Genomic DNA, 23,977 nt, shown 5'->3' with positions numbered 1-23,977 from the left:
CTGCTGTCCCCGCGTGAACTTTCCCGGCGCGGGCGGCATCGAATGTGTTGTACGGCTCGACGGTTCGACGGAGAGAGGCGACAGAGATGATGAAGTACGACGGAACGCACGCCACGGGCAAGCGGATGACGCGCAGGATCGTCGTGGCCGCAGCGGCCACCGCCCTGGCGGCCGTGACCGGCGTCGGAGCGGCGCAGGCGGGCACCGCGTCAACCGGTGCGGGGGCCGCGCTGCCGACCTGCACCGCCGCGGGTCTCGCGGCCTCGCTGCACCAGCCGCTGGCCGGCGGCATGAACCACCAGGGCGCGGTGCTGGAGCTGAAGAACACGAGCAGCCGCACCTGCGCGCTGCTCGGATACCCGGGCCTCGGCCTGGAGAACGCCCAGCACAAGGCGCTGACGACGCGCACCGACTGGGGCTCGACCTGGTACGCGGGCAATCCCGGCAAGAAGCTCGTCGAGCTGAAGCCGGGCCAGGCGGCCCAGGCGGTCCTCGCGTGGACGCACGCGAACACCGGCACCTCGGGCGCGGCGCACGCCGCCTACCTGGAGATCACGCCCCCGGCGTCCACCACGCACAAGACCGTGGCCTTCAAGAACTGGGCCGACCACGGGGAGCTGGCCGTGACGGCCCTCGCGCACCACATCGCCGTCACCGACTGACCGGCCCGTAGATCTGGTCCAGGTCCAGCGGTGCGGGCGGCGGCAGCGGCCGCGCGCCGTCCGCCCGGAAGGACTGGAGCAGATAGCCGACCAGCCGCCGGGTCGCGGCCGGGGAGCCCTGCCGCGAGCGGGCGATGACACCGCCGTTGGCCAGCAGCACGAGGGTGACGTCCGTGTGGTCGAAGTCCGCGCGCAGCTGCCCGGCGTCCTTGGCGCGCCGCACCAGCTCGGCGAGGCCACGCTCGGCATGGCTCCGCTGCTGGTCGAAGGCGGTCTCGTCGGGGAACTGGGTGAGGAAGGCGTCGGTGAAGCCGCGGTCGGCCGCCTGCATCAGACACACCTTCTCGACGACGGAGCAGAAGCCGCGCCAGGGGTCGGGATCGGCCAGCGCCTCGTCGAGTACCGCCACGCAGTGGGCCAGTTGCTCGGTGAACGCCTCGGTGACGAGCGAGGCGCGGGTGGGGAACCGCCGGTACAGGGTCGCGACCCCGACCCCGGCCCGCCGGGCGATCGTGGTGATCGGCGCGTCGATCCCGTCGGCGGCGTACGTCTCGCGCGCCGCCTTGAGGATGCGCTCCCGGTTGTGCCGGGCGTCGGCGCGCAGCGCGGCCGGCTCCTGAGAGGGCTGAGCAGGCATGTCTCTCACTTTCACTCAGACGGAAGGTGCCTTCCGGTTGTCGCGTTAACGTGATGACAGTCTAAGTGGAAGCCCCTCGCCACTTGTGCTGCCCGGTTGTCGGCAGCGGGCGGGGAAGAGAACAGGAATCCCAGATGAACGAGATGCGCGCCGCGCTCTACGACAGCTACGGTCCGCCCGATGTGCTGTACGTGGGCAACACACCGGCGCCGTCCCCGGGACCGGATGACGTGCTGGTCCGGGTCCATGCGACGAGCGTCAACGGCGGCGAGCTGGCCGGCCGCGCCGGACGGGTGCGCCTGGTGACCGGCCGCAGCTTTCCGCAGCGGACCGGCATCGACTTCGCCGGCGAGATCGCGGCGACGGGCGGCTCGGTGACCGGGCTGCGGGAGGGCGACCGGGTGTGGGGGGCGCTGCCGCGCGGCCGGTTCGGCAGCACGGCGGAGTACGTGACCGCCCGCCCCCGGCAGCTCTCCTTCGCCCCCAAGGGCAGCACCCTGGTGGAGGCCGCGTCACTGCCCGCGACCGGCACGACCGCGATCACGGCCCTGAAGGCCAAGGCACGTCTCGCCCCGGGCGAACGCCTGCTCGTCCGGGGCGCCAGCGGTGGCGTCGGCAGCGTCGCCGTCCAGCTTGGCAAGGCGCTCGGCGCCCATGTCACCGCCCTCGCGGGCCCCAAGAACCTCGACTTCGTACGCGAGTTGGGCGCCGACGAGGTCCTGAGCTACGCGACGACAGGACCGTCCGAACTCGGCACGTTCGATGTCGTGCTGGACACGGTCGGCAGCGAACACGCCGCGTACCGGAAGCTGTTGGCCCCGGGCGGTCGCATGGTGTCCATCGCCTTCGACCTCGACCGGCTGCTGCCCTCGCTGTCGTACCTCGTCACCTCGACGGTCTACGGATCGCGCCGGGTGCGCTTCTTCAGCGGCAACCCCCGGCACGATCTGTTCGCCGAACTGGCCGGGTACGTGGAGAGCGGTGCGATCCGCCCCGTCGTGGACACCGTCCACCCGCTCGACGGCATCGTGGCCGCGCACCGGGCGCTGGAGGCGGGCGGCGTACGGGGGAAGCACGTCATCCAGATCGTGTGACGACGCCGAGCACGGCGACGGCCGCGACGACGGCGGGCGGGCCGGAGCCCGGCCCCGCCCGCCGTCGCTGACGGCCCGTCAGGGAGCGGGGAACACCGCCGGCTTGGCCGGGGTGTACAGCCAGGTCTGGAAGAAGTCGCCGAGGTCGTCCCCGGACAGCTTCTCCGCGAGCCGCTGGAACTCGGCGATGGTGCCGTTGCCGTACCGGTGCTTGGCGGGCCACGCCTTCAGCAGGGCGAAGAAGTCGCGGTCGCCGATGGTGGTGCGCAGTGCCTGGATGGCGACCGCGCCCCGGTCGTAGACGGCGTCGTCGAACTGGTTCTGCGCCCCGGGGTCACCGGGCTTGACCGTCCAGAAGGGGTCGTCGGCCGGGTGCGCGTCGTACACCTGCTGGGCGAGTTCCTGCGGGGTGCCGGTCTTCTCGTGCTCGGCCCAGAGGTACTCGGCGTAGCCGGCGAAGCCCTCGTTCAGCCAGATGTCGGACCAGCGCGCGAGCGAGACGTCGTCGCCCCACCACTGGTGCGCCAACTCGTGCGCGACCACGGAGGTGTCGGGGCCCTTGGCGAAGAACTTCGGGCTGTAGAACGGCCGGGTCTGCGCCTCCAGGGCGAACCCCGACGTCACGTTCGGTACGTAACCGCCGACGGAGTCGAAGGGGTACGGGCCGAAGTAGCCGCTCAGGAAGTCGATGATCTCGCCGGTACGCTCCACGCTGGCCCGGGCGTTGGCCGCGTTCGCGCCCAGATCCTTGCTGTACGCGTTGACGACGGGCACGCCCGCGCGGGTGCGGCTGTGCGTGATGTCGAACTTGCCGACGGCGAGCGTCGCGAGATACGTGGCCTGCGGCTTGCTCTGCCGCCAGTGGTAGCTGGTGAGGCCGCCCGCCGTACGCGACGACAGCAGCGAGCCGTTGCTGACCGCCTGCGAGCCCTTGGGCACCCGCACGGTCACGTCGTAACTCGCCTTGTCCAGCGGGTGGTCGTTGCTGGGGAACCACCACCACGCGGACTCGGGCTCGTTGGCCGCGACCCCGCCGTCCGGGGTGCGCTGCCAGGAGGTGAACCCGTAGCGCTTCACCGTGGACGGCACACCCGAGTAGGTGACGGCGACGGTGATCCGGTGACCGCGCGAGATCGGCCGGTCGGGCGTGACGACGAGCTCCTGTTCGCCACTACTGGCGAACCGCGCGGTACGGCCGTTGACCCGTACCTTGCTCACGTCGAGCGCGAAGTCCAGGTCGAAGCTGGTCAGCCCCTGGGTCGCGGTCGCCGTGATCGTGGCGGTGCCGGACAGCCGGTCGGTGGCCGGCTGGTAGTCGAGGTTCAGGTCGTAGTGCGAGACGTCGTAGCCGCCGTTCCCGTAGGTCGGGTAGTACGGGTCGCCGATACCGGGATCCCCGGGTCCGGCCCCGGCGGCGGACGCCGGGATCGCCAGCATCAGGCCGAGGGCGACGGCAGTGGACGTGATGACTCTCTTGCGCACAGAAATTCCTCCGACGCGATGAGCAGAAGATGGCAGGTACACGGTGACTCTAGGAAGGCGAAGTGCCCTGGTCACCCGAATTCCTCCGCTGTCGCAGAACTTTCACGTGGCGCAACAAGCCGCGCCGGGCGTCACGCCACAGCGCGCCGCACGATCCGTACCCGGTCAGCTCAGCAGCCGCAGTGTCGTCGCCGACGTGTTCAGGCGTAGCGACTGGCCCCAGGTCAGTTCCAGCGCGTCGCTCTCCATGCCGTCGCCGAAGGCGATCAGCCGGTCGGACTCGACCGTCAGGCGCAGCGAGTCGCGGCGGGTCAGTACGCCCTCGACCTGGGCCGTGCCGGTGGTCGGTGACGGCCATGCCTCGCGTACGTACCAGACGAGCCGGGGGTCCGTCGGGGCCGGCGGGGGCAGTGCGGTGGCGCGTTCCTGGCGCAGGGAGCTGAGCCAGCCCGTGGCGCCCGTTCCCGTGCCGACGAGGACGCCCGACGACGCCTGCTGTTCCATGGGCACGGAGCCGTCGTCGGGGCCGATCCGGTAGCGGGCCGTCTGGTGGCTCGCGCTGCCCACGTAGATCTCGTTCAGCGCCAGCAGCCGCTGGGTGTCGTCGGTGACCGCCTCGACCATGGTGAGTTCGTCGTACGTGCCGGACGCCGCGACGGCGGCCCGCAGCAGCGCTGCCGTGTCGGACGCGCGGTGGCGGACCAGGACGCCGGGGTTGCGGCCCGGGTCGGTGTCGATGCCGATCACCGGCTGTCCCGCGAGGTACTTGGCCGCGTTCGCGACGAGACCGTCAGGGCCGACGACCACCACCACGTCCTCGGGTGCGAAGAGGAAGCGGTCCAGATCCGCCCGCTCCACCTGCGCCTGCCGCCACCGCAGCGGTACGGCCGCAGCGACCTGCGCCAGGGCCTGGCGCAGCCGTTCGTGGCGCAGCAGCACCTCGTCGATGCTCCGGCCGCGCGACGAGAGGAAGAACGCGGCCTGGCCGTGCGTGCCGTGCCGGGCGAGCAGCGCTTCGTACTCGCTGGTGCGGCGCACCAGCACGGCGCGCGGCGCGAGACTCACGGCCGGGCCCCGTCCGCGTTGCCCAGCCGGCTGAGCAGTCCGGTCAGGACGTCGGGGGAGAGGGTCAGGTTGTCGATGTGCGGCAGGTTCCCCGCGACCAGGGTCGCGGCGAGCGCGTGCAGGGTCGCGGTGTCCACCTCCGCGTGCGCGCGCAGCCAGGCGCTCTGCGCCGCGGCCCGCGCATCGCCGTTCTCCCGCGCGGCCTCGGCCTCCGCCTTGGCCAGCCGGACCGTACGCGACGCCTCGGCCTCGGCCCTTACGGCGTCGGCCGCCGCGCTCTCCTCGGCCTCCCGACGGGCGTTCGTGCCGTGCTGCTCGACCAACTCCTCCTCACGGCGGGCCAGTTCGATCTTGCTGGACAGTTCGTTCTCGGCGATGGTCCGCTCGCGTTCCACCGCGACCGCACGCCGTTCGTAGGTGGCCCGGTCGGCCTCCTGCTGGATCAGTTCGCGTGCGGGGGTACGCAGCGCACGCTCGACGTCCGCCTCCGGGCGGATCGCCACGACCCGGGTGGCGACGACCTCGATACCGGTGGCCGGCAGCCGGGGCTCGGCCGTCAGCCCGGCGCCGATCCGGTCGCGCACGGAGGCGACGCCGTCCGCGAGCGCGACCGCGAGGGGCGTACGGGAGAGCACGTCCAGCGCGTGCTGCTGCGCCGTCTCGGTGAGCAGCGTGCCGAGCTGTTCCAGCGGCGCGGCCCGCCAGCCGCCGCTGTCCGGGTCGACCGAGAAGTCGACCCTGCCCGCCGCGACGGCCGGGTCGCTGATCCGGTACGTGACGGTGGCCTGCACGGTCACGTCCTGGAAGTCGGCGGTCCTGGCGTGGAACATCATGGCCAACTCGCGGTCCTCGACCGGTACTTCCGAGATCGCGGCGGAGAGCGCGCGGAACCAGAAGCTCTGACCTGGGCCGTCGTGGACCAGTTCGCCGCGCTTGTGGTGGCGGATGTGGGCCGTGGGCGCGGAACGCAGATGGCGCCAGCCGAAGCGCCGGGTGATGTCGGCCATGGGAACCCCCCTTGGGTCGGTGACCTTTTCGTCAGTACGACGATAGCGGGCCGCGTCATTCTCGTCAACGAGACGAAATGGGGTGACGATGACGGTGGCGACGATTACGCGGATGCGGCAGCGCGGGGCGTGTTCCAGACTGGAGCGAAGGACGCGCCCACAACGATTCGGATGCGCCGATGCATTACGTACGTGAACTGATGAGTACGAGCCTCGTCACCGTGCCGCCGTACATGTCCCTCACGTCCGTGGCCTCCTGCATGCGCGACGCGGACGTGGGATGTGTGCTGGTCACGTCGGACGAGGGGGTGCACGGCATCGTCACGGACCGCGACATCGTGGTACGTGTCGTCGCCGAGGGCACCATCGCGGGCCCCGCGGTGGCCCTCGCCGCCGTCTCCGGGGATCTGACCACCGTCGGTCCCGACACGTCGGTGTGCGAAGCGGCGGAGACCATGTCCGCCCACGGGCTGCGCCGGCTGCCCGTCGTGGCGGACGACGGGCACCTGGTGGGACTGCTCACCCTCGGCGACCTGGCGGGGACGGCGCACGCGCACGAGGTGCTGGCCGCACTGACCGGCTCCGAGGCCAACCACTGAACGAAGCCGGTCGGCGAACCGATCGCTGGGGCATGCTCAGCCGAACTCGGCGTAATCGTCGAGGACTTCACCGATGATGTGCCGGTTGACCGCCGCCAGCGCCGGGTCCGACCCGACCGACTGGCTGAGCACCAGCATCGCCTTCCACAACGCCCAGCCCCTGGCCCGCGCCCAGGTGCCCGCGTCCTGCGCGACGGTGCGCCGGAACGCATCCCTGCTGTCCCCCGAGAGCATCCCCCAGGCGATGACCAGGTCACAGGCGGGGTCACCGACCCCCGATGTGCCGAAGTCGATGACGGCCGCCAGCTTCCCGTCCTTGACGAGCAGATTGCCGGGCGCGATGTCACCGTGGAACCAGACAGGATCGCCGGTCCACTCCGTGGCCAGCGCGGCCTCCCAGACGGCCGCCGCACGCTCGGTGTCGATCAGCCCCTTGAGCGCGGTCAGACAGCGGCGGGTCTCGTCGTCGTAGTGGGCGGGCGACGCTCCCCGGTACCAGCTGTGCTCCCCGCCGAGCGGCCCGCCGGTGGCGTCGCACCGCTGGAGGGCGAGCAGGAACTCCGCCACCGAGATCGCGAACTGCCGCCAGTCGCCGACGCGTTCCGGCTGGGCGGTCTCGCCGTCCAGCCAGCCCCGTACGGACCACGGGAAGGGATACCCCTCGCCCGGGACCCCCGCACCCAGGACCGGGGGGACCGGTACCGGCAGCGACGGCGCCAGCAGGGGCAGCCAGCGGTTCTCCTTGGCGACGGCCGGAACGTAGCCGGCGGCCGTGGGCAGCCGGACGGTGAGCCGCTCGCCGAGGCGGTACGTACGGTTGTCCCAGCCGTCCACCGAGACCGGTGTGACCGGCAGCCCGCCCCACTGCGGGAACTGCGCGGCGATCAGTCGTTCGACCAGGGCGGCGTCGATTCCGGCGCGACCGTCCGGGGGAGTTGAGAGCATCCGCCGATCATCACCTCCGGGCCCCTCCCCGGCAACGCAATTTCGCACCGTGCCGCGCACGTGGCGTTGATCCGTGATTCTCTGGAAGAAGAGGCAGGATCCGACCCGTGGACCGAGGGATCACCCATGGCGGACGAGAGTGTGCGGTATCCGGGGCTGATCGTGCCGGTCGGGCACGTCGAGCCGGTGCCCCGGCGCGTCAGGGGGACGGTCGGCGGCCGCATCGCCTTCGACACCCGGCGCGCGCTGTACGTCTGGGAGCGCCGCCCGTATCCCCAATTCAGCATCCCGGTCGAGGACTTGGTCGACGGAACGCTCGTCGACGAAGGGCACAGTGAACAGCGCGGCGCCGGGTCGGCGCGGCGGCACAGCCTGCGGGTCGGCTCCGAGCTCCGGGCGGGCGCCGCGTGGGTCTGGGCGGACGACGCCCCGGAGCCGCTGCACGGCACCGTCCGTTTTGAGTGGGTGGCGCTGGACTCGTGGTTCGAGGAGGACGAGCTGGTCTTCGTCCATCCGCGGAGCCCCTACGCCCGCGTCGACACGCGGCGTTCCTCCAGCAGCGTCCGCGTAGAGGTCGACGGGGTCGTGCTGGCGGACGCACCGCACTGCGTCAAGTTGTTCGAGACGGGCCTGCCGACCCGGTACTACCTCGACCCCCCGTACGTGGACCTGACCAGGCTGCGCCCCACCGACACGGTGAGCAGCTGCCCGTACAAGGGCACGACGAGCGGCTACTGGTCGTTCGACAGCGAGGTCGGCGCCCATGAGGACATCGCCTGGGCGTACGACCACCCGACGAACCAGGTCGACGGCGTCGCCGGCATGATCACGTTCTACAACGAGCGCGTCGACCTGTACGTCGACGGGGCGCTGCTGCCACGGGCCACCTAGCCCCTCACACCTCGCCCGCCGCGGCCCGCGCGATGTCCGGCGCTTCGAGCGGCGGCCGGCGCAGATCGAGACGGTCGGCCCGGAAACCCGCCATCACCACGGCCAGATGGCGTTGCCACACGTCCGGATCGACGGAACCGGACGTCTCGATGACTCCGCGCAGCGCCCAGACGGCCATCGCCACGTCCGTCAGGGTGAGTTGGCTGTTGACGGTCCCCGAGCGCTGTGCGCCGGCCAGCAGCTCGGCGGTCATCTCCTGGAGCTTGCTGACCTGTTCGGGCCGCGCCAGCTCGCCCCACGACCGGGGCAGGATCCCGCGGCTGGTGGCGATCTGCCAGCCGACGGTCCGCAGGAACTCGCCCAGAGCGACGTCCGGTTCATGGCGGCCCGCCTCGGCGGCGAGGCGCAGCAGCTTGTCGTAGAAGGCGGAGACGAGTTCGGAGACCAGGGCGTCCTTGGAGACGAAGTGCCGGTAGAGCGTGGCCGGACCTATCCCCGCCTCCCGCGCGATGACCTCCATGCTGACGCCAGGACCGGACGTCTGGAAGGCCTCCCGGGCCGCTGCCAGGATGCGCTCCCTGTTCTCGGCGGCGTCCCGGCGCTGTGCCCGCCGCACGGGCCGTTTCCGCCCGGCGGGCGGTGCGCTGCCGTCCGGCCCCGGCGCGCCGTGCTCGTCCATCGAGACTCCTCATGAGAACGGATCCCGTAACCGATAGTATCACTCTCGGTTACGGGATCCGTCGTCATGGCTCTCAGCCGTGCGACACGGTCAGCCCGTAGAACGCGACGCGCGCGCCCTTCGTGGTGCTGTCGGAGGACGACTGATTGTAGGAGCCGGCCTTGAAGTACTGCTTGTAGGCGTTGAAGGACGACGGGATGGCGTAGTGCGTCGTGCTGCCGTTGACCGTCAGGTCGATCGTGTTGCCGCCGGACACGGCGATCGTGTACGTCCACGTCTTGCCGATCGACACATGACCCACGGTGTGCGGGGTCTGGCCGCCGTCCGGCGAGTTCTCGATCCCCGCGACGATGTCGCCGTTCGAGTGGTAGTACAGCTCGATCAGCGGTTTCGTGGACGACCCGCCGCTGCCGAGGTGGATCTGCCCGACGCAGACGTTCGACGTCACGGACACCACGCGCAGCGTCGCGCTCAGCCGGTGGGAGCCGCTGAGCGACCAGTCCGCCGCGCTGCCGTTGCTGTTCATCTCACGCAGCTCGGACCGGGCGTAGTTGGAGTTCGGCGTGGTGACGCCCTTCTCCGGCGCCCAGAAGGTCATGGCGCCGTCGCGGGTGTCGGTGTAGAAGTACGAGTCCTGGAACCCGTTCGCCCCCTGGAGCCGGGACGACGAGATGGTGGTCGGCGAGCCGGGGGAGCCCACCGGCTCCTGGAGCTGCCAGACCGACAGATTGAAGTTGCCGCCCGGCGCGACCGACGGGTCTGCGGCTATCGCGGCGCCGGCGTTCGTGCCGCTCAGGAGAGTGAGCGAACCCGCGAAGGCCATGGCGGCCGCTGTCGCGAGCAGTTTGGAACGGATCATCATGTGGGGGGTCCTTCGGCGCTCGACGGTGTGTGGGGTGCACCAGGTCTAGTCCAATAGGCGCCACATGTAAGTAACACGCACCGCTCGACCGGTCAACACCCCCGTCGCCAAAGGCCGTACCCGCGGAACGCCGAGCGTCAGTCGCCCTGCTTGAGGAGCGCTTCGAGCCGGGGCACGGTCTCCTGCGGCAACTCCGCCTCGGTGACCAGCCGGTCCATGATCAGCGAGTACTGGTCGATCTCTTCCTGCTTGTCGAGATAGACCGCGCCGGTCAGCTGCTCCAGATAGACCTTGTCCGGCAGGTCCGGCTCGTTGAAGCGCAGGATGGTGATCGGCGTGCCGGCCGCGGCTCGCGCGCCCACGCTGAACGGCGCGATCTGCAGTGTGATGTTGGGCAGCCGGGTCACCTCAAGAAGGTGCTCCAGCTGTGCGCGCACCACCTTGGCCCCGCCGAAGGGGCGGCGCAGGACCGCCTCGTCGACGACCGCCCAGAGCGTCGGGGCGCCCGGCCTGGTGAGCAGCTTCTGGCGCTCCATGCGCAGTTCGACCAGGCGGTTGATCTTCGAATCGGACGCGTCCGGGTAGCCGAGCCGGGTGACCACACGGGCGTAGTCGGGCGTCTGGAGCAGACCGGGCAGGAACTGGACCTCGTAGGTGCGGATCAGCGAGGCCGCCTCTTCCAGGCCGATGTGCAGCTCGAACCAGTTCTCCAGCACATCGCTGTACTGGTGGTACCAGCCCGGCAGATTGGCCTGCCTGGTCATCTCCACATATTCGGCGCGCTCTTCGTCGCCGAGGATGCGATAGAACGTCAGCAGGTCAGCGACGTCCTGCTGCTTGAAGCCGACCTGGCCGCGCTCCATGCGGGTGATCTTGGCGTCCGACGCCCGGATCGCCTTGCCCGCGTCCACCCGCGAGATGTCACGCGCCTGGCGCAGCCGCCGGAGTCGGCCGCCCAGCAGGATGCGCAGTGCGGTCGGCCCGATCGGTTGGTCCAAGTAGCGTCGTAACGAAGGCTGTTCACCGGACGGCCGCGGCATGGCGGTCATGACAACTCCCGTAAGTCACTACGCGGACACGAAAGCCTCAGTCTTCCATCCCGCACCCCGTCGCGTACAGCGGGTGGGCTGTTCGCCGCCCCGCGATGCCGCTCAGTGGGTCAGTCCGTCGAACTCTCCGTCCTTGGCACCGGCCACGAAGGCGGCGATCTCGGCGCGGGTGTAGACCAGCGCCGGACCCTGCGGATGGCGGGAGTTGCGGACCGCGATGCTGCCGTCGGACAGCTCGGCGACCTCCACACAGTTGCCGCCGGGGGCGCTGTGCCGGCTCTTGCGCCACGCCGCGCCGTCGATCTGGTCCGACCGTGTTCCGTTCTCGAACTCTGTCATTCCACCCACTCCTTGCTGACTCGCGCGCCTGACCAGGCGTCACCCGAATGCAATTGCATCTGCACTTGAGGCCGCAACTGCACTCCAACGACTGTAATTGCAGATGCAGTTGCGGCACCATCCTTTGGAGGGGGATAGTGGGCGCCGATCACCCACGTGTCACCACCGGCCCCCACGGAGAACGCGATGACATCTGGCTCAACCGGACCCTTAGGCGCATTACCGGGCGCTCCCGTCGGCCGTCTGCTGGAGCGCGTGTCGCGCGACGCGTTCCCGTTCGACGAGCCGGACACGACAACTGCGGACACCTCGGCCGGATTCACCGCACGCGCGCTGTCGGCCGACAGACAAGCGGTGGGCGAGGGGCGCCGGTTCACCGGGACCATCCTGAACCGCTGGGCGCTGAGCCCGCTCGTGGACAACGCCGCGCTGATCGTCTCCGAACTCCTCAGCAACGCCCTGCGGTACGGACTCGGCGGCTTCCCCGCCTGGTCCTCTCCTACGCAAGCCGTCTGGCTGGGCCTGATGCGCCGCGAGGGCACGGTGCTGTTCGCCGTGTGCGATCACAGCGCCCGCGTCCCCCAGGTCAAGGAAGCGGACCATCTCGCCCAGTCGGGACGAGGACTGCACATAGTCGACTGCCTCAGCGACACCTGGGGCTGGACCACCCCCGACACGGACGGGAAAGCGGTCTGGGCGGCCGTCTCGTGTCGGCGCGAGAGCGAAGGCGCGCGGCTCTCACCGCGCCACGCACAAGGAGCGGGACGGCTCAGGTGAGGTGAGCCGTCCCGCTCCTTGTCCGCCGTCAGGCGCGCGGACGCGTCACTCCGGCACGGACAGTGTGGTGATCCGCTGCGCTCCGTCAGCGGTGCCGGGACGGGCGCTCGTCAGGTCAAGCCGCAGCCGCTCGGTGGTCAGCCGGTCGAAGGCCAGGACCGTCGGCTGGTCCGAGGCGGTCGCCCAGGTGACCGTCTGGTGCCGCGCCGGTACGTACTTCCTCCCGTCCCAGTACGAGACGGTGACGGACGCGGGCAGCGAGTGCTTGGCGTCCACGGTGAAGGACACCTCGACCTCGGTGAGGCTGCGCGGCCGCTCCCAGGTCACCGACACCCAGTCGGCGGCCCGCGCCCCGGAGAAGGCGGGCAGCAGTGCGGTGGCGCTCTTGGAGAAGGCGTTCGACCAGCCGGTGGTCGCGCTTCCGTCGAGCATCGCCGCCGGCAGGGAGTTCGACGCACCCGAGTAACTCGCGTCCGCCAGGGGGTAGCTGGGGGCTCCGGGACCGGGGTCGGGCTTCAGTGCCACGGCCGGGGTACGGGTCAGTACGGGCGCGGCGACGGCGCGTACGGTGACGGTCGCTGGCCGCAGCCCGTGCGCCTCGGCGGTCACGGCGACCCGCCCCGGCTTGACGCCGGCCCGCACGATGGCGAGCGCCTTGCCGTGGAAAGCGGTCCTGGTCGACGCCTGGTACCGCTCGGCGCTCTCCTGGCGTCCGTTGTCCAGGCCCGCCAGCGAGCCGCCCGTGACGCGGAAGGAGATCAGGTCGTCGGCGTCCGGCACCACGACCCCGTGCGAGTCGATCACCTCGGCGGTCACGTACGACAGCGAACGGCCGTCGGCGTCGAAGGTGTCACGGTCCGTGGTGAGCCGCACGGCGTGCGGCGCGCCCGCGGTGCGCAGCACATCGGTGGCCACCTGCCGCCCGCGCCTGCGCGCCACGGCCTTCAGCTCTCCCGGCGCGAAGGGCACGTGCCACACCAGGTGCAGCTTGCCGGCGCTGCCGTTCGGGCTGGTGTAACTCCCCGGGTAGGCACCGGAGACCACGGTCTTGTCGTCGCCGCTTGCCTCGGTGGTCTCCAGGTAACTCCGGCCGTCCTTCGTCTTCTTGGTGTCGAAGGTCCGCACGCCGAGCGATTTGCCGTTCAGATACAGCTCCACCGATTCGACGTTCGCGTACGCCCACACCTCGACGCTGTCGCCGGGCTTGTGCCCCGTCCAGTCCATGGGCAGCAGATGGACCATCGGCTCGCTCGTCCACTGGCTGCGGAAGAGGTGGTAGGTGTCCTTCGGGAAGCCCGCGGTGTCCACGGCGCCGAAGAACGACGCCTTCACCGGGAAGACGTTGTACGGCGTGGGCTCGCCGATGTAGTCCGTGCCCGACCACAGGAACTCGCCGAGGAAGTACTTGCGGTCCCGGTCCTTCTTCAGCCCGTACTCGCCGCTCATGGTCCAGGACGCGAGGTTGTTGTCGAAGGAGGACGCCTCCCGCTTGCCCGGGGTGTAGTTCTCCCCGGTGTTGAGATGTTCGGGCTCCTGGTACGACCCCCGGGTGGAGGTCTCCGACGAGGACTCGGACTCGAAGAGGAAGAGGTGGGGATAGCGCGCGTGCAGGGCGTCCACCGAGGCCGCGGTGTTGTAGTTGAGGCCCAGCCCGTCGAGTTTCGCCAGCATCAGGTCGGCGGCCGACCCGACGGCGGGCAGCGAGCGGTACTTGTCCGAGCCGATCACGATGGGCCGGGTGGTGTCGACGGCGCGGATGGCGTCGATGAGGCTCTGCGCCATGCCGAGCCCGGCCTCGCTGGTGGAGTCGGGGATCTCGTTGCCGATGGACCACATCAGCACGGCGGGGGAGTTGCGGGCCGCCTTGACCATCTCCGTGATGTCGGCCTGGCTCCACTCGTCGAAGAAGCGCCCGTAGTCGTAGGTGTTCTTGCCGCGCTGCCAGCAGTCGAACGCCTCGACCATCATCAGGATGCCCAGGCTCTCGCAGACCGCGATCATCTGCGGCGACGGCGGGTTGTGCGAGGTTCTGAAGGCGTTGACGCCCATGGACTTCATGATGGTCATCTGGCGGGTCAGCGCGTCCGTGCTGATCGCGCTGCCCAGGGCGCCCTGGTCGTGGTGCAGGTCGACGCCCTGGAGCTTGGCGTACTTCCCGTTCAGCGTCAGCCCGTTGTCCGGGTCGACGGTGATGTAGCGGAAGCCGAAGGGCGTGCGGCACGTGTCCACGGTCCGGCCGTGGACGCGGAGTTCGGTCTCCAGGCTGTACAGGTGCGGCGTGTCGAAGGACCACAGCCGTGGCGCCCGTACGGTGAACTCCTGCGTGGTGTCGGCCGCTTCGGTGCCCGCCTTGACGTGCGAGCTGGCGCTGGCCACCGTACGTCCTTCCGGGTCGCGGACCGTGGAGACGACCGTGACGTCGGCGCCGGAGCCCGAGTCGTCCACGACGCTGATCTGCGCGTGCACGGTGCCCCGGCCGGAGGCGATGGTACGGGCGAGGTCCGGCGTGGTGACCGCCGTGCCCCAGCGCGCCACGTGGACCGGGTCGGTGACCACGAGCCGGGCGTCCCGGTAGATGCCGCTGCCGGAGTACCAGCGGCTGCTGGGGAGTTGGTTCTGCACCTTGACGGCGATCACGTTGGTGGTCTTGCCGTCGGTGTGCAGCAGGCCGGTGAGGTCGAAGGCGAATCCGGTGTAGCCGTAGAGGTGGTTGCCGACGAGCGTGCCGTTGCAGTAGACGTACGAGTCCATGTACACGCCGTCGAACTCGACAGAGATCCGCCGGCCCTTGAGGTCGCGGGGCAGGGTGAACGACCTGCGGTACCAGCCGAGGCCGCCGGGCAGGAAGCCGGTGCCGCCGGTGGTGCCCGACTCGGTGGTGGGGGTGAGTTCGATGCTCCAGTCGTGCGGTACGGCGACCGCGCGCCACTTCGAGTCGTCGTACCCCGGCTCGGCGGCGTCGGCGAAGGCGCCCGTCGGGTCCGTGATACCCGCCGGGTTGACGAGGGCGAACCGCCATCCGTCGGTGAGCGGGAGGGTACGGCCGGACGAGGCGCGGGCCGTTTCGGCGGCCGGGCGTGCGGTCGAGGGCGCGGCCGAGGCGGTACCCGGGGCGAGCACCCCCACGAGGGATCCGGCGGCGCCGGCTGCAAGCAACGACCTGCGATTGACTGCCACGGTAACTCTCCGGTTCTTCGTTCACATGACACGAATGCCAGCCGATTGACCAGAAGTGATCAGTAGTCAACAGAATCACTCATCGGCGAGCGGATTCTCGCAGTCAGCTTCTGCGGGTCGTCAAGGGTCGTGCCGATCCTTTCGTTTTCTTGCGAAGTGTCTTGACCGTCAATCGGACACAAGCACACACTGTCCGGCGTCCACCTCAACACAGAGCGTCAATTCCGATCGTCTGTGTTCGGCAGCGCTTCCTCGAACCCCACGAAAAGAGGAGTCATGTCGCACTTCGCACGACGCCCAAGATCCCTCCTGCTCGCCCTCGTCACCGCGCTGGTCGTCCTCGGTCCCGTCGCGGGCGCCCAGGCCGTGGGTGCGCGGGCCGCCGCCGGTGCCCCGGCCGTGGCGAAGACTCCGGCCGCGGCACAGGCCCCCGCCGCGGCAAGCGGCCCCGCGCTCGACAACGGCCTCGCGAAGACCCCGCCGATGGGCTGGAACGACTGGAACGCCTTCGGCTGCGACGTCACCCAGCAACTCGTCGAGCAGACCGCCGACTACCTCGTCTCCTCCGGCCTCAAGGACGCCGGGTACTCCTACGTCAACATCGACGACTGCTGGATGACCCACACCAGGGATGCCCAGGGCGCGTTGGTCCCCGACCCGGTCAAGTTCCCCGGCGGGATCAGCGGCACAGCGGCGTACGTCCACGGCAAGGGACTCAAGCTCGGCATCTACGAGAGCGCCGGCACCGCCACCTGTGCCGGCTACCCCGGCAGCCTCAACCACGAACAGCAGGACGCCAACAGCTTCGCGGCCTGGGGCGTGGACTACCTCAAGTACGACAACTGCAACAACCAGGGCGTGCCCTGGGAGCAGCGCTACAACGCCATGCGGGACGCGCTCGCGGCCACCGGCCGGCCCATCGTCTACAGCCTCTGCGAGTGGGGCGAGGACAACGTGTGGACCTGGGGCGCCGGCACCGGCAACCTGTGGCGCACCACCGGGGACATCAACGCCTCGTACGGCTCGATGCTCTCGATCTACCACACCAACGTCGCACTCGCGCAGTACGCGAAGCCCGGCGCGTGGAACGACCCCGACATGCTGGAGGTCGGCAACGGCATGTCCTTCACGGAGGACCGCGCGGAGTTCAGCCTCTGGGCCGAGATGGCGGCGCCGCTGATCGCCGGCACCGATCTGCGCAAGGCGTCGGCGGCGACCCTGTCCCTCTACAAGAACCAGAAGGTCATCGGCATCGACCAGGACTCGCTCGGCAAGCAGGGCACCCAGGTGTCCTCGTCCGGCGGCCTCGACGTGCTGGCGAAGCCGCTGGCCGGCGGCGACGTCTCGGTCGTCCTGTTCAACGAGAACGCCTCGGCGGCGACGATCACCACATCGGCCGCGGCGGTCGGTCTGCCCGCCGCCTCCTCGTACCGGCTCGACAACCTCTGGTCCAACCAGCTGACCAGCACCACCGGCAGCATCTCGGCCACCGTGCCGGGACACGGCGTCGTCATGTACCGGGTGTCGCGCGGCACCGGTACGAGCGTGGGCACGAACCACGCGTTCGTCAGCGCGTCCTCGGGGCGCTGCGTCGACGCGTTCGACAACCAGACGGCTCCCGGCACCAAGATCGAGATCTGGGACTGCGGCGGCGGCGCCAACCAGACGCTGACGCCCACGGCGGCGGGTGAACTGCGGCTGTACGGCGGCACGCAGTGCCTGGACGCCGACGACAACGGAACGGCGCCGGGCACGAAGGTCCAGCTGTGGTCCTGCAACGGCGGGGCCAACCAGAAGTGGCGGCTGAACCCCGACGGCACGGTCACCGGAACCCAGTCCGGGCTGTGCCTCGACGTCACCGGCGGCAACGAACCGGCCGGCAACGTCAACGGCACCCCGCTGGAGCTGTGGAACTGCAACGGCGGCGCCAACCAGCAGTGGCGGCTCGCCTGACGGGAGGTCAGTCGCCGGGCTCCCCGACGACGCGCCACTGCCCCACTTCGCGGTAGTCCGAGTCGTACACGGGCGAAGCGTCCCCGGGCTTCAGCTCGTAGTGGTGCAGATTCCCGGCCCAGTAACGGAGGACGCGACCCAACTCACCGGCCGCGTCCTCCGCCACCTTCCCCTCGTTCAAGTCGACCTCAAGCACGAACTTCACGCGCGCCGCCTCCCGGACATCGATCTGTGCGCCCCGGCCGCAGCGCCGGGCTCCGACCATAATGCTCAACATGAGCGAGAACCTTCAGGAGTTTTGGGGCGGCCCTGGGCGGCGGCCGGTGGTTGGGGTGTTGCATCCCGGGGCCATGGGGGCCGCGATCGGGGCCGCGCTCAAGGGCAGGGCCGGGGAGGTTCTGTGGGCCGCCGCCGGGCGGTCGTACGCGACGTCCAAGCGGGCCGAGCTGGCTGATCTCGTCGCGGTTCCCGATCTCGCCGCGCTGGTGCGGCGCTCCGATCTGGTGATCTCCATCTGTCCGCCGCACGCGGCGGCCGACGTGGCGGAGCAGGTGGCCGCCGCGTTGAAGACCCGGGAAGCGGACGAGCGGCCGCTGTACCTGGACGCGAACGCGGGGTCGACAGCGACCATGCGGTCGATCGCCGGCACGCTCGGCGCCGAGCGGGTGGTGGACGGCGCGGTGATCGGTCCGCCGGCCTGGGAGCACGGGCAGAGCGTGCTGTGGCTGGCAGGGCCGCACGCCGCAGCGGTGGCGGCCCTGTTCGAAGGATCGCCGTTCGACGCGCGGGTGCTCGGCGGCCCGCTCGGCAGCGCCAGCGCCCTGAAAGCGTGCTTCGCGCTCCAGAGCAAGGCGCTGCCGACCGCGTGGCTGCTGCTCGCCGAGGCAGCCGAGAAGGCGGGCGTCGCCCCCGAGCTGCGCTCCGAACTGGCCCGCGCCGGGGTCGACCTGGACCAGCGGCTCACCGCGCTCAGCGGCAAGGCCGGGACGACGGCGTGGCGCTGGGCCGGCGAGATGGACGAGGCCGCCGACATCATGGCCGAGTTGGGGATGCCGGACGGCTTCTCCCGCGCGGCCGCCGAGCTGTACCGCCGGATGTCGGAGCAGCGGCCGGACTGACCGGGTCAGCCGCCGATCGTGTCCAGTTCGGCCAGCGCGTCGGCGGGCAGGACCAGTTGGGCCGCCGCGATGTTCTCGCGCAGGTGGTCGACGGACGACGTACCGGGGATGACCACGGACGTCGCCGAGCGCTGGAGCAGCCAGGCCAGCGCCACCTGCTGAGGAGTCGCCTCCAGCCGTGCGGCCACGTCGTCCAGGGTCTGCGACTGCAGCGGGCTGAAGCCGCCGAGCGGGAAGAACGAGGCGAAGGCGATGCCCTCGGCCGCGCACCGCGCCACCAGCGCGTCGTCCTGCCGGTTGGCCAGGTTGTACAGGTTCTGCACCGTCACCACCGGCGCGATGCTCTGCGCCTCGGTCAGCTGCGCGTCGGTGACGTTGCTCAGGCCGAGGTGCTTGATCAGCCCTTCCTCCCGCAGCTCGAAGAGAGCGCCGAACTGTTCCGCGATGGGCTCGTCCGTGGGCACACCCATCCCGCCGACCCGCAGATTGACCACGTCCATCGCGTCGAGACCGAGGTGCTGGAGGTTGTCCCGGACAGCGGCCTTGAGGTCCGCGGGGTCCAGCGCCGCGTTCCAGCCGCCCTCGGCGTCGCGCCGCGCCCCCACCTTCGTGACGATGTGCAGGTCGTCGGCGTACGGGTGCAGCGCTTCCTTGACGATCTCGTTGGTGACGACAGGACCGTAGTAGTCGCTGGTGTCGATGTGTGTGACGCCGAGTTCGACGGCCGTGCGCAGCACCGCGACGGCCTGGCCCCGGTCCTTGGGCGGGCCCATGACCCCCGGCCCCGCCAACTGCATGGCCCCGTAGCCCATCCGGCTGATGGTCAGGTCGTCGGCCAGGGTGAGGGCTCCCCCGGGAAGAGTCTTCGACATGGGTTCTCACGCTTTCGTCCGTGGGGTGCCGGGGAACGTCGGTGTCACCCGGCATGACAACTGTGGCAGCGCTCGGATCGCTTCGCGCGGCCGTCCGTACCGCGCTCAGGCCAGGACGGCCGGTTTCAGCGCCTCCTCGCACCACTGCCGGAAACCGGTGGCGGCCCTGGCGCCGGCGTCGCGCGGCGCCTGGTCGTAGACGCCCTGCTCGTTCTGGGCCTTCGCCATGTCGACCATGCCCTGCGCCCACGCGTCGGACATCCCGTAGCCCAGCAGGGTCTGCTTGTAGTCCGCGAGGGAGACCTCCTGGAAGCGGACCGGCCGCTCCAGCACCTCGGACATGACCCGCGCCATGCCGTCGGGGGAGAGGTCGTCGGGTCCGACGACGGGCACGCCCTCCTGGCCGCGCCAGGAGTCGTCCCGCAGCAGCCGGGCCGCGGTGGCGGCGATGTCGCGGGTCGCACAGGTCGCGAGCGTACGGTCCCCGGGCGACGCCAGGTAGAACGTGCCCTGGCTCTTGATCGCCGGGACCTGGCCGAGCAGGTTCTCCATGAAGAAGGGCATGCGCAGCGCCCGGTAGTTCACGCCCGTGCTCTCGATCAGCTCGTCCATGGCCAGCGCCGCCGTCAGATGCCCGGCGTTCTTCGCGATGCCGCGGCCCAGGGTCGAGACGGCGACGACCCGCTTGACGCCGTGCTCGCCGATGGCCGCGCAGGCCGGCCGGGTGAAGTCCAGGTAGTGGCCCCCGACGCTGTCGGCGCGGGGGTTCGGCGGCACCAGCCAGAACACCGCGTCAGCTCCGTCGAAGGCCTCCGTGACGACACGGGGGTCGTCGTGCGACCCCTGTACGACCTCGACACGTTCGCGTGCGTCCTGCGGGAGCCGCGACGGGTCACGGGCGATCACGCGGACCGGCTCCGGCCCGTCAAGGAGGTCGGCGAGAACCTGGCGGCCGGTCTGACTGGTGGGAGCGGTGATGACGATCATGAAAACCTCCGGAGCGAGACCGTCGGCACGGGCACGGGCACCCGCGTGCTGTCGGTGATAACGAAACTACGTTAGCACTGAAAAGTCGGTGATAACGAGTTCCTGTTATCGTTGACGCCATGAACGCCAGTCGCTCCGCCGTCGCCGACAGCACGCGCGAACGCATCATCGCCGCGGCGACCGCGCTGCTCGCCGAGGGCGGCCGTGACGCCGTGTCGACCAGGGCGGTCAGCGCCGCCGCCGGTGTCCAGGCCCCGACGATCTACCGGCTCTTCGGCGACATGCGCGGGCTGCTCGACGCGGTGGCGACCCACGGCTTCACGACGTATCTGCGCGACAAGGCGGGGCTCGAAGCCGGTGACGACCCGGTCGAGGACCTGCGCAGAGGCTGGGACCTGCACATCGGCTTCAGCCTCGCCAACCCGGCCCTCTACGCGCTCATGTACGGCGAGCCGCGCCCCGGCGCCGCCACGCCGGCCGCCGTCGCCGCGTCCGAACTGCTCGCCGGTTACATCCACCGCGTCGCGGAGGCGGGCAGGCTGCGGGTCGCCGAGGAGCGCGCCGTGCAGCTCATCCACGCGGCGGGCGGCGGTACGGCGCTCATGCTGATCGCCCTGCCCGAAGACCGCCGAGATCCCGTCCTGTCCGACCTCGCCCGCGAGGCCGTCATCGCCGCCGTCACCACCGACGCCCCGGGGCCCGCGACGCCCGGCCCGGTCGGCGCCGCCGTCGCGCTGCGCGCCGTCCTGCCGCAGACCTCCGCGCTGACCGAGCGGGAGCGGGGCTTGCTGGGCGAGTGGCTCGACCGTATCGCCGGAGCCTGATACCTACTCGCCCTGATACCTACCCGCCCTCTTGCCTACCCGCCCTGATCCGTGCGTACGACCGCCGTGGCGAGCCGGGTCAGCCGGGCACGCTCCGCCTCCGTGAGACGCGCGGTGAGTTCACCGACGCGGCGGGTGATCTCGGCCGCGCACAGGTCGGTGAGTCGCTTGCCGAGCGGCGTCGCGGTGACCAGGACACCGCGCCCGTCGTGCGGCGACGGTGAGCGCCGGACCAGACCGCGCTTCTCCGCCCGGCTGACCAGGCCGGTCATGGACGACTTGTCCAGGCCGAGCCGGCTGCCCAGTTCGAGCATGCCCGGCTGCCGGTCGCGCAGGATACCCAGCAGCCTGATCTGGACGATCGACAGATCGTGCGCGGCGCCGGTGGTGGCGAGGACGCGCTGGATCAGGAAGGAGAGCTGCACCAAGGCGTCCACCGTGTTCAGCGGCTGGTCGTCCGGGCTGTCTTGCGCGGTGGGATCCGTAGACATGGGACCAGCTTAGTTGACCTGGTACGTGGCGCGAACTACTTTGAAAGTAGTACGTGCCACAAACCTTTCGACCGAGGGAGCCCTCATGCACGCCGCAGTCGTCCGGTCCTTCGACACGCCGCCCCGCTACGAGACCTTCCCGGCCCCCGAGGCGTCGGGGGAGCACGGCCTCCTGGTCGACGTGCTGGCGGTGGGGCTGCACCCACGGGTGCGCTCGGCGGCCGACGGGAGCCACTACACGTCCGACGGCACCCTGCCGCTGATCCCCGGTATCGACGCCGTCGGCCGTACGGCACAGGGCGAACTCCTCTACTTCGTCGCCTCCGACGGGGCGCTCGGCACGATGGCCGAACAGGCCGTCGTGGACCGCCGCCGGGCCGTCACACTGCCGCCCGGCACCGACCCGGTCGCCGTGGCCGCCGCGATGAACCCCGGCATGTCCTCCTGGGTGGCGCTGCGCAGCCGGATCGACTTCAGGCCCGGCGGGTCGGTGCTGGTGATGGGCGCCACCGGCAACGCGGGACAGCTCGCCGTCCAGATCGCCCGACACCTGGGCGCGGCGCGGGTGATCGGCGCCGGTCGTGACCCGCGGCGGCTCGACCTGCTGAAGAGCCTCGGAGCCGACGACGTGATCAGCCTCGACGGTGACGAGAGCGACGTCGCCGACCGGCTCGGCGGGGCGGCGGGCGATGTCGATGTCGTCATCGACTACCTGTGGGGCCGGCCCACCCAGCAGGCCATGCCGGCGCTGCTCACCGCCCGCGGCGACCGGTCGAAGGCGCTGGCGTGGATCCAGATCGGTTCCATGGCGGGCCAGGACATCACCCTGCCCTCGTTTCTGCTGCGGGCGGCCAATCTCACCCTCATGGGCAGCGGCCAGGGTTCGGTGACGACCGCCGGTATCGTCGCCGAACTGCCGTCCCTCGCGCGGGAGATCGGCTCCGGCGCACTCGCGGTGAACCCGCTGCCCCTGCCGCTGGCCCAGGTCGAAGAGGCATGGCGCACCCCGACGGCACCCGGCCAACGCGTCGTACTGATCCCCTAGACCACCACGAAAGGCGCGCCGTGGTGCCGCGTCGCTCAGCGGCCTGTGCGGAAGGTGGCCATCATCGCCATGTCCTCGTGTTCCAGGTTGTGGCAGTGCAGCAGATACCGGCCCGCGTAGTCGTCGAAGCGGATCGCGACGTCGGCGTACTGCTTGGGCCGCAGGTTGATGGTGTCCTTCCACCCGTGGTCCGTCGGATCGGGCGGACCGCCGTTGCGCGAGACGACCTGGAACGGCGAGATGGATGTGCACGGGGTGGTACGCGTCGGTGGCGAGCCGCCAGATCTCCACCTCCCCGAGACGCGGGCTCGCGTCGACGCGCCGCGGGTCGAACTCACGGCCGTTGATCACCCACCCGGCCGCGTCGTCGCCCATGCTGTGGACCTTGCCCTTACGGAACATCCAGGGCCGCCGCGTCGTCTTCGACGTGGTGGGCAGCGGGTCGACGGTGGGGAGCTTGGCGGGTATCCGGCTGTGGTCGGCCGCCTTGCGGGCGACGACGAACCGCATGATCTGCCCCGTCCCGCCCCGGCCCGCCCGGTTGGTGAGCGTCACCCGGGTGCCGACGGGGAAACGGGAGAAGTCGACGACCACATCGAACCGTTCGGCCGGCGCCACCGGCAGTGTGGTGTGCCGCAGGGGCGCGGCCGGCAGTCCCTGGTCCGATCCGATCTGGACGAACGAAGCGCCGCTCCGCGGCACCGGATCGAGCGCCAACTCGTAGCGGCGGGCATTGGACGCGTTGAGGATCCGGAACCGGTAGCGGGCCGCGTCGACCTCCAACTCCGGCCAGGGAGCGCCGTTCACGAGAATGACGTCACCGGCTGCGCCCGCCATGTGCTCCGCTTCGATACCGGGCATGCTGGTCAACTGCGGGTCCATGGCCGGGTAGCGCAGCGCGCCGTCGCCGTCGAAGGCCCTGTCGGTGATCACCAACGGGATGTCACGCGCGGCACGCGGCAGCGGCAGGGCGTCCTCCTCGTCGTCCGTCACCAGCAGGAAACCCGCCGGCCCGCGCCAGACTTGGGGACCGGTGAACCCCATCCGGTGGTCGTGGTACCAGAGCGTCGCGGCCCGCTGGTCCAGCGGATACGTGTAGTCGCGTACGCCGGTGGTGGCGGTGCCGCCGACGGCCTGTGAAGCGAACGCGGCGCCACCCGAGGCGGGCAGCACCAGATCGGTCGGAAATCCGTCGCTCTCCGGCGGCGTGTGGCCGCCGTGCAGATGTACCACGCTCGGCACGTCGAGCTGGTTGCGGTAGCGCAGCACGGTTTTGCGGCCGCGCCGCGCCGTGATCGTCGGCCCGGGGAAGATCCCGTCATATCCCATGATCGTCGTGCGCAGTCCCGGCAGGATCTCCACGGCGGCCTCGCGCGCCGTGATGTCGTAGTGGTCGGCGTCAGGGGTGCTGCGCGCCCCCCG

Annotated in this window: 25 protein-coding genes and 1 pseudogene; 10 read left to right on the top strand and 16 right to left on the bottom strand. The window is 70.6% G+C overall.

What is annotated here, in order from left to right:
* The first annotated feature begins 86 nt into the window (after positions 1-86).
* Positions 87-662, top strand: coding sequence for a DUF4232 domain-containing protein (locus OHS57_RS03340; RefSeq protein WP_328580947.1), 576 nt, complete (start codon positions 87-89; stop codon positions 660-662).
* Here the strand turns inward: OHS57_RS03340 and OHS57_RS03335 are convergent.
* The gene (locus OHS57_RS03335; protein ID WP_041998766.1) at positions 652-1,299 is read right to left on the bottom strand and encodes a TetR/AcrR family transcriptional regulator; all 648 of its coding nucleotides are present in this window, start codon (positions 1,297-1,299) and stop codon (positions 652-654) included. The genes OHS57_RS03340 and OHS57_RS03335 overlap by 11 nt on opposite strands.
* Positions 1,300-1,433: 134 nt before the next feature.
* Here OHS57_RS03335 and OHS57_RS03330 point away from each other — a divergent pair, with 134 nt between their 5' ends.
* The gene (locus OHS57_RS03330) at positions 1,434-2,393 is read left to right on the top strand and encodes an NAD(P)-dependent alcohol dehydrogenase (RefSeq protein ID WP_328580946.1); all 960 of its coding nucleotides are present in this window, start codon (positions 1,434-1,436) and stop codon (positions 2,391-2,393) included.
* A 78-nt stretch (positions 2,394-2,471) separates the two neighbouring features.
* Here the strand turns inward: OHS57_RS03330 and OHS57_RS03325 are convergent, their stop codons facing one another.
* The 3 genes from OHS57_RS03325 to OHS57_RS03315 form a co-directional block, all read right to left on the bottom strand.
* The gene (locus OHS57_RS03325; protein WP_443043049.1) at positions 2,472-3,830 is read right to left on the bottom strand and encodes a M1 family metallopeptidase; all 1,359 of its coding nucleotides are present in this window, start codon (positions 3,828-3,830) and stop codon (positions 2,472-2,474) included.
* 210 nt (positions 3,831-4,040) lie between these two features.
* Entirely contained in the window at positions 4,041-4,940 is a 900-nt protein-coding gene (locus OHS57_RS03320) for a hypothetical protein (RefSeq protein WP_328580944.1), read from the bottom strand.
* Positions 4,937-5,947, bottom strand: coding sequence for an SPFH domain-containing protein (locus OHS57_RS03315; protein ID WP_328580943.1), 1,011 nt, complete (start codon positions 5,945-5,947; stop codon positions 4,937-4,939). The genes OHS57_RS03320 and OHS57_RS03315 overlap by 4 nt, the downstream gene beginning before the upstream one ends.
* A gap of 179 nt (positions 5,948-6,126) precedes the next feature.
* On the opposite strand from OHS57_RS03315, the gene OHS57_RS03310 reads away from it, so the two are divergent.
* The gene (locus OHS57_RS03310; protein ID WP_041998775.1) at positions 6,127-6,546 is read left to right on the top strand and encodes a CBS domain-containing protein; all 420 of its coding nucleotides are present in this window, start codon (positions 6,127-6,129) and stop codon (positions 6,544-6,546) included.
* 36 nt (positions 6,547-6,582) lie between these two features.
* On the opposite strand, the gene OHS57_RS03305 is transcribed toward OHS57_RS03310, so the two are convergent.
* A complete protein-coding gene (locus tag OHS57_RS03305) occupies positions 6,583-7,491 on the bottom strand; it encodes an aminoglycoside phosphotransferase family protein (RefSeq protein ID WP_328580942.1) in 909 nt (302 codons plus the stop codon).
* Between the two features lie 126 nt (positions 7,492-7,617).
* Between OHS57_RS03305 and OHS57_RS03300 the strand changes: the two genes are divergently transcribed.
* Positions 7,618-8,382, top strand: a complete 765-nt coding sequence (locus OHS57_RS03300) for a DUF427 domain-containing protein (protein ID WP_328580941.1) — start codon at positions 7,618-7,620, stop codon at positions 8,380-8,382.
* 4 nt (positions 8,383-8,386) lie between these two features.
* Here OHS57_RS03300 and OHS57_RS03295 read toward each other — a convergent pair whose 3' ends face one another.
* The 4 genes from OHS57_RS03295 to OHS57_RS03280 all read right to left on the bottom strand — a co-directional run bounded on the left by OHS57_RS03295 (position 8,387) and on the right by OHS57_RS03280 (position 11,311).
* Positions 8,387-9,061 carry a TetR/AcrR family transcriptional regulator gene (locus tag OHS57_RS03295; protein ID WP_052457395.1) on the bottom strand — a complete coding sequence of 225 codons (675 nt, stop codon included), beginning with the start codon at positions 9,059-9,061 and terminating at the stop codon, positions 8,387-8,389.
* A 73-nt stretch (positions 9,062-9,134) separates the two neighbouring features.
* Entirely contained in the window at positions 9,135-9,920 is a 786-nt protein-coding gene (locus tag OHS57_RS03290; RefSeq protein ID WP_443043048.1) for a polysaccharide lyase family 7 protein, read from the bottom strand.
* Positions 9,921-10,060: 140 nt separating this feature from the next.
* A complete protein-coding gene (locus tag OHS57_RS03285) occupies positions 10,061-10,972 on the bottom strand; it encodes a DUF5753 domain-containing protein (protein ID WP_041998783.1) in 912 nt (303 codons plus the stop codon).
* Between the two features lie 102 nt (positions 10,973-11,074).
* Entirely contained in the window at positions 11,075-11,311 is a 237-nt protein-coding gene (locus OHS57_RS03280; protein WP_041998786.1) for a DUF397 domain-containing protein, read from the bottom strand.
* A gap of 255 nt (positions 11,312-11,566) precedes the next feature.
* On the opposite strand from OHS57_RS03280, the gene OHS57_RS03275 reads away from it, so the two are divergent.
* The gene (locus tag OHS57_RS03275; RefSeq protein ID WP_328580939.1) at positions 11,567-12,088 is read left to right on the top strand and encodes an ATP-binding protein; all 522 of its coding nucleotides are present in this window, start codon (positions 11,567-11,569) and stop codon (positions 12,086-12,088) included.
* 45 nt (positions 12,089-12,133) lie between these two features.
* Here OHS57_RS03275 and OHS57_RS03270 read toward each other — a convergent pair whose 3' ends face one another.
* A complete protein-coding gene (locus OHS57_RS03270; protein WP_328580938.1) occupies positions 12,134-15,265 on the bottom strand; it encodes a glycoside hydrolase family 2 TIM barrel-domain containing protein in 3,132 nt (1,043 codons plus the stop codon).
* 276 nt (positions 15,266-15,541) lie between these two features.
* Between OHS57_RS03270 and OHS57_RS03265 the strand changes: the two genes are divergently transcribed.
* Positions 15,542-17,218 (top strand): glycoside hydrolase family 27 protein, encoded by a 1,677-nt coding sequence (locus OHS57_RS03265; RefSeq protein ID WP_328580937.1) that lies wholly within the window; start codon positions 15,542-15,544, stop codon positions 17,216-17,218.
* 7 nt (positions 17,219-17,225) lie between these two features.
* Here the strand turns inward: OHS57_RS03265 and OHS57_RS03260 are convergent, their stop codons facing one another.
* On the bottom strand, positions 17,226-17,495 hold the full coding sequence (locus tag OHS57_RS03260; RefSeq protein WP_328580936.1) for a hypothetical protein: 270 nt from the start codon (positions 17,493-17,495) through the stop codon (positions 17,226-17,228).
* A 73-nt stretch (positions 17,496-17,568) separates the two neighbouring features.
* Here OHS57_RS03260 and OHS57_RS03255 point away from each other — a divergent pair, with 73 nt between their 5' ends.
* Positions 17,569-18,336: a DUF1932 domain-containing protein gene (locus OHS57_RS03255; RefSeq protein WP_328580935.1), complete on the top strand. Its 768-nt coding sequence runs from the start codon at positions 17,569-17,571 to the stop codon at positions 18,334-18,336.
* Positions 18,337-18,341: 5 nt separating this feature from the next.
* On the opposite strand, the gene OHS57_RS03250 is transcribed toward OHS57_RS03255, so the two are convergent.
* A complete protein-coding gene (locus tag OHS57_RS03250) occupies positions 18,342-19,208 on the bottom strand; it encodes an oxidoreductase (RefSeq protein ID WP_041998794.1) in 867 nt (288 codons plus the stop codon).
* 105 nt (positions 19,209-19,313) lie between these two features.
* Complete coding sequence (locus OHS57_RS03245) at positions 19,314-20,195, bottom strand: NAD(P)H-binding protein (RefSeq protein ID WP_328580934.1); 882 nt, start codon at positions 20,193-20,195, stop codon at positions 19,314-19,316.
* Between the two features lie 119 nt (positions 20,196-20,314).
* Between OHS57_RS03245 and OHS57_RS03240 the strand changes: the two genes are divergently transcribed.
* Complete coding sequence (locus OHS57_RS03240; protein WP_041998799.1) at positions 20,315-21,019, top strand: TetR/AcrR family transcriptional regulator; 705 nt, start codon at positions 20,315-20,317, stop codon at positions 21,017-21,019.
* 35 nt (positions 21,020-21,054) lie between these two features.
* On the opposite strand, the gene OHS57_RS03235 is transcribed toward OHS57_RS03240, so the two are convergent.
* Positions 21,055-21,510, bottom strand: coding sequence for a MarR family winged helix-turn-helix transcriptional regulator (locus OHS57_RS03235; RefSeq protein WP_328580933.1), 456 nt, complete (start codon positions 21,508-21,510; stop codon positions 21,055-21,057).
* 85 nt (positions 21,511-21,595) lie between these two features.
* Between OHS57_RS03235 and OHS57_RS03230 the strand changes: the two genes are divergently transcribed.
* Complete coding sequence (locus OHS57_RS03230) at positions 21,596-22,555, top strand: quinone oxidoreductase family protein (protein ID WP_328580932.1); 960 nt, start codon at positions 21,596-21,598, stop codon at positions 22,553-22,555.
* A 35-nt stretch (positions 22,556-22,590) separates the two neighbouring features.
* On the opposite strand, the gene OHS57_RS03225 is transcribed toward OHS57_RS03230, so the two are convergent.
* Positions 22,591-22,893: a multicopper oxidase domain-containing protein gene (locus tag OHS57_RS03225; RefSeq protein WP_328580931.1), complete on the bottom strand. Its 303-nt coding sequence runs from the start codon at positions 22,891-22,893 to the stop codon at positions 22,591-22,593.
* 47 nt (positions 22,894-22,940) lie between these two features.
* Between OHS57_RS03225 and OHS57_RS03220 the strand changes: the two genes are divergently transcribed.
* On the top strand, positions 22,941-23,279 hold the full coding sequence (locus OHS57_RS03220; protein ID WP_328580930.1) for a hypothetical protein: 339 nt from the start codon (positions 22,941-22,943) through the stop codon (positions 23,277-23,279).
* Positions 23,280-23,593: 314 nt separating this feature from the next.
* Here the strand turns inward: OHS57_RS03220 and OHS57_RS03215 are convergent.
* A pseudogene (locus OHS57_RS03215) lies at positions 23,594-23,884 on the bottom strand (multicopper oxidase domain-containing protein); the annotation flags it as partial.
* Positions 23,885-23,977: the final 93 nt, after the last annotated feature.

The organism is Streptomyces sp. NBC_00370, assembly GCF_036084755.1.
Lineage (GTDB): Bacteria > Actinomycetota > Actinomycetes > Streptomycetales > Streptomycetaceae > Streptomyces.
The sequence above is the reverse complement of the archived record's forward strand: the minus strand, read 5'-3'. Positions and strand labels throughout refer to the sequence as shown.

Coding starts and splice junctions, on each gene's coding strand:
- OHS57_RS03325 (WP_443043049.1), bottom strand. CDS start 3,830: ATGCTGGCGATCCCGGCGTCCGCCGCCGGGGCCGGACCCGGGGATCCC.
- OHS57_RS03300 (WP_328580941.1), top strand. CDS start 7,618: ATGGCGGACGAGAGTGTGCGGTATCCGGGGCTGATCGTGCCGGTCGGG.
- OHS57_RS03230 (WP_328580932.1), top strand. CDS start 21,596: ATGCACGCCGCAGTCGTCCGGTCCTTCGACACGCCGCCCCGCTACGAG.
- OHS57_RS03305 (WP_328580942.1), bottom strand. CDS start 7,491: ATGCTCTCAACTCCCCCGGACGGTCGCGCCGGAATCGACGCCGCCCTG.
- OHS57_RS03240 (WP_041998799.1), top strand. CDS start 20,315: ATGAACGCCAGTCGCTCCGCCGTCGCCGACAGCACGCGCGAACGCATC.
- OHS57_RS03330 (WP_328580946.1), top strand. CDS start 1,434: ATGAACGAGATGCGCGCCGCGCTCTACGACAGCTACGGTCCGCCCGAT.
- OHS57_RS03295 (WP_052457395.1), bottom strand. CDS start 9,061: ATGGACGAGCACGGCGCGCCGGGGCCGGACGGCAGCGCACCGCCCGCC.
- OHS57_RS03315 (WP_328580943.1), bottom strand. CDS start 5,947: ATGGCCGACATCACCCGGCGCTTCGGCTGGCGCCATCTGCGTTCCGCG.
- OHS57_RS03280 (WP_041998786.1), bottom strand. CDS start 11,311: ATGACAGAGTTCGAGAACGGAACACGGTCGGACCAGATCGACGGCGCG.
- OHS57_RS03290 (WP_443043048.1), bottom strand. CDS start 9,920: ATGATCCGTTCCAAACTGCTCGCGACAGCGGCCGCCATGGCCTTCGCG.
- OHS57_RS03265 (WP_328580937.1), top strand. CDS start 15,542: ATGTCGCACTTCGCACGACGCCCAAGATCCCTCCTGCTCGCCCTCGTC.
- OHS57_RS03255 (WP_328580935.1), top strand. CDS start 17,569: ATGGGGGCCGCGATCGGGGCCGCGCTCAAGGGCAGGGCCGGGGAGGTT.
- OHS57_RS03235 (WP_328580933.1), bottom strand. CDS start 21,510: ATGTCTACGGATCCCACCGCGCAAGACAGCCCGGACGACCAGCCGCTG.
- OHS57_RS03260 (WP_328580936.1), bottom strand. CDS start 17,495: ATGTTGAGCATTATGGTCGGAGCCCGGCGCTGCGGCCGGGGCGCACAG.
- OHS57_RS03340 (WP_328580947.1), top strand. CDS start 87: ATGATGAAGTACGACGGAACGCACGCCACGGGCAAGCGGATGACGCGC.
- OHS57_RS03245 (WP_328580934.1), bottom strand. CDS start 20,195: ATGATCGTCATCACCGCTCCCACCAGTCAGACCGGCCGCCAGGTTCTC.
- OHS57_RS03285 (WP_041998783.1), bottom strand. CDS start 10,972: ATGACCGCCATGCCGCGGCCGTCCGGTGAACAGCCTTCGTTACGACGC.
- OHS57_RS03310 (WP_041998775.1), top strand. CDS start 6,127: ATGCATTACGTACGTGAACTGATGAGTACGAGCCTCGTCACCGTGCCG.
- OHS57_RS03250 (WP_041998794.1), bottom strand. CDS start 19,208: ATGTCGAAGACTCTTCCCGGGGGAGCCCTCACCCTGGCCGACGACCTG.
- OHS57_RS03335 (WP_041998766.1), bottom strand. CDS start 1,299: ATGCCTGCTCAGCCCTCTCAGGAGCCGGCCGCGCTGCGCGCCGACGCC.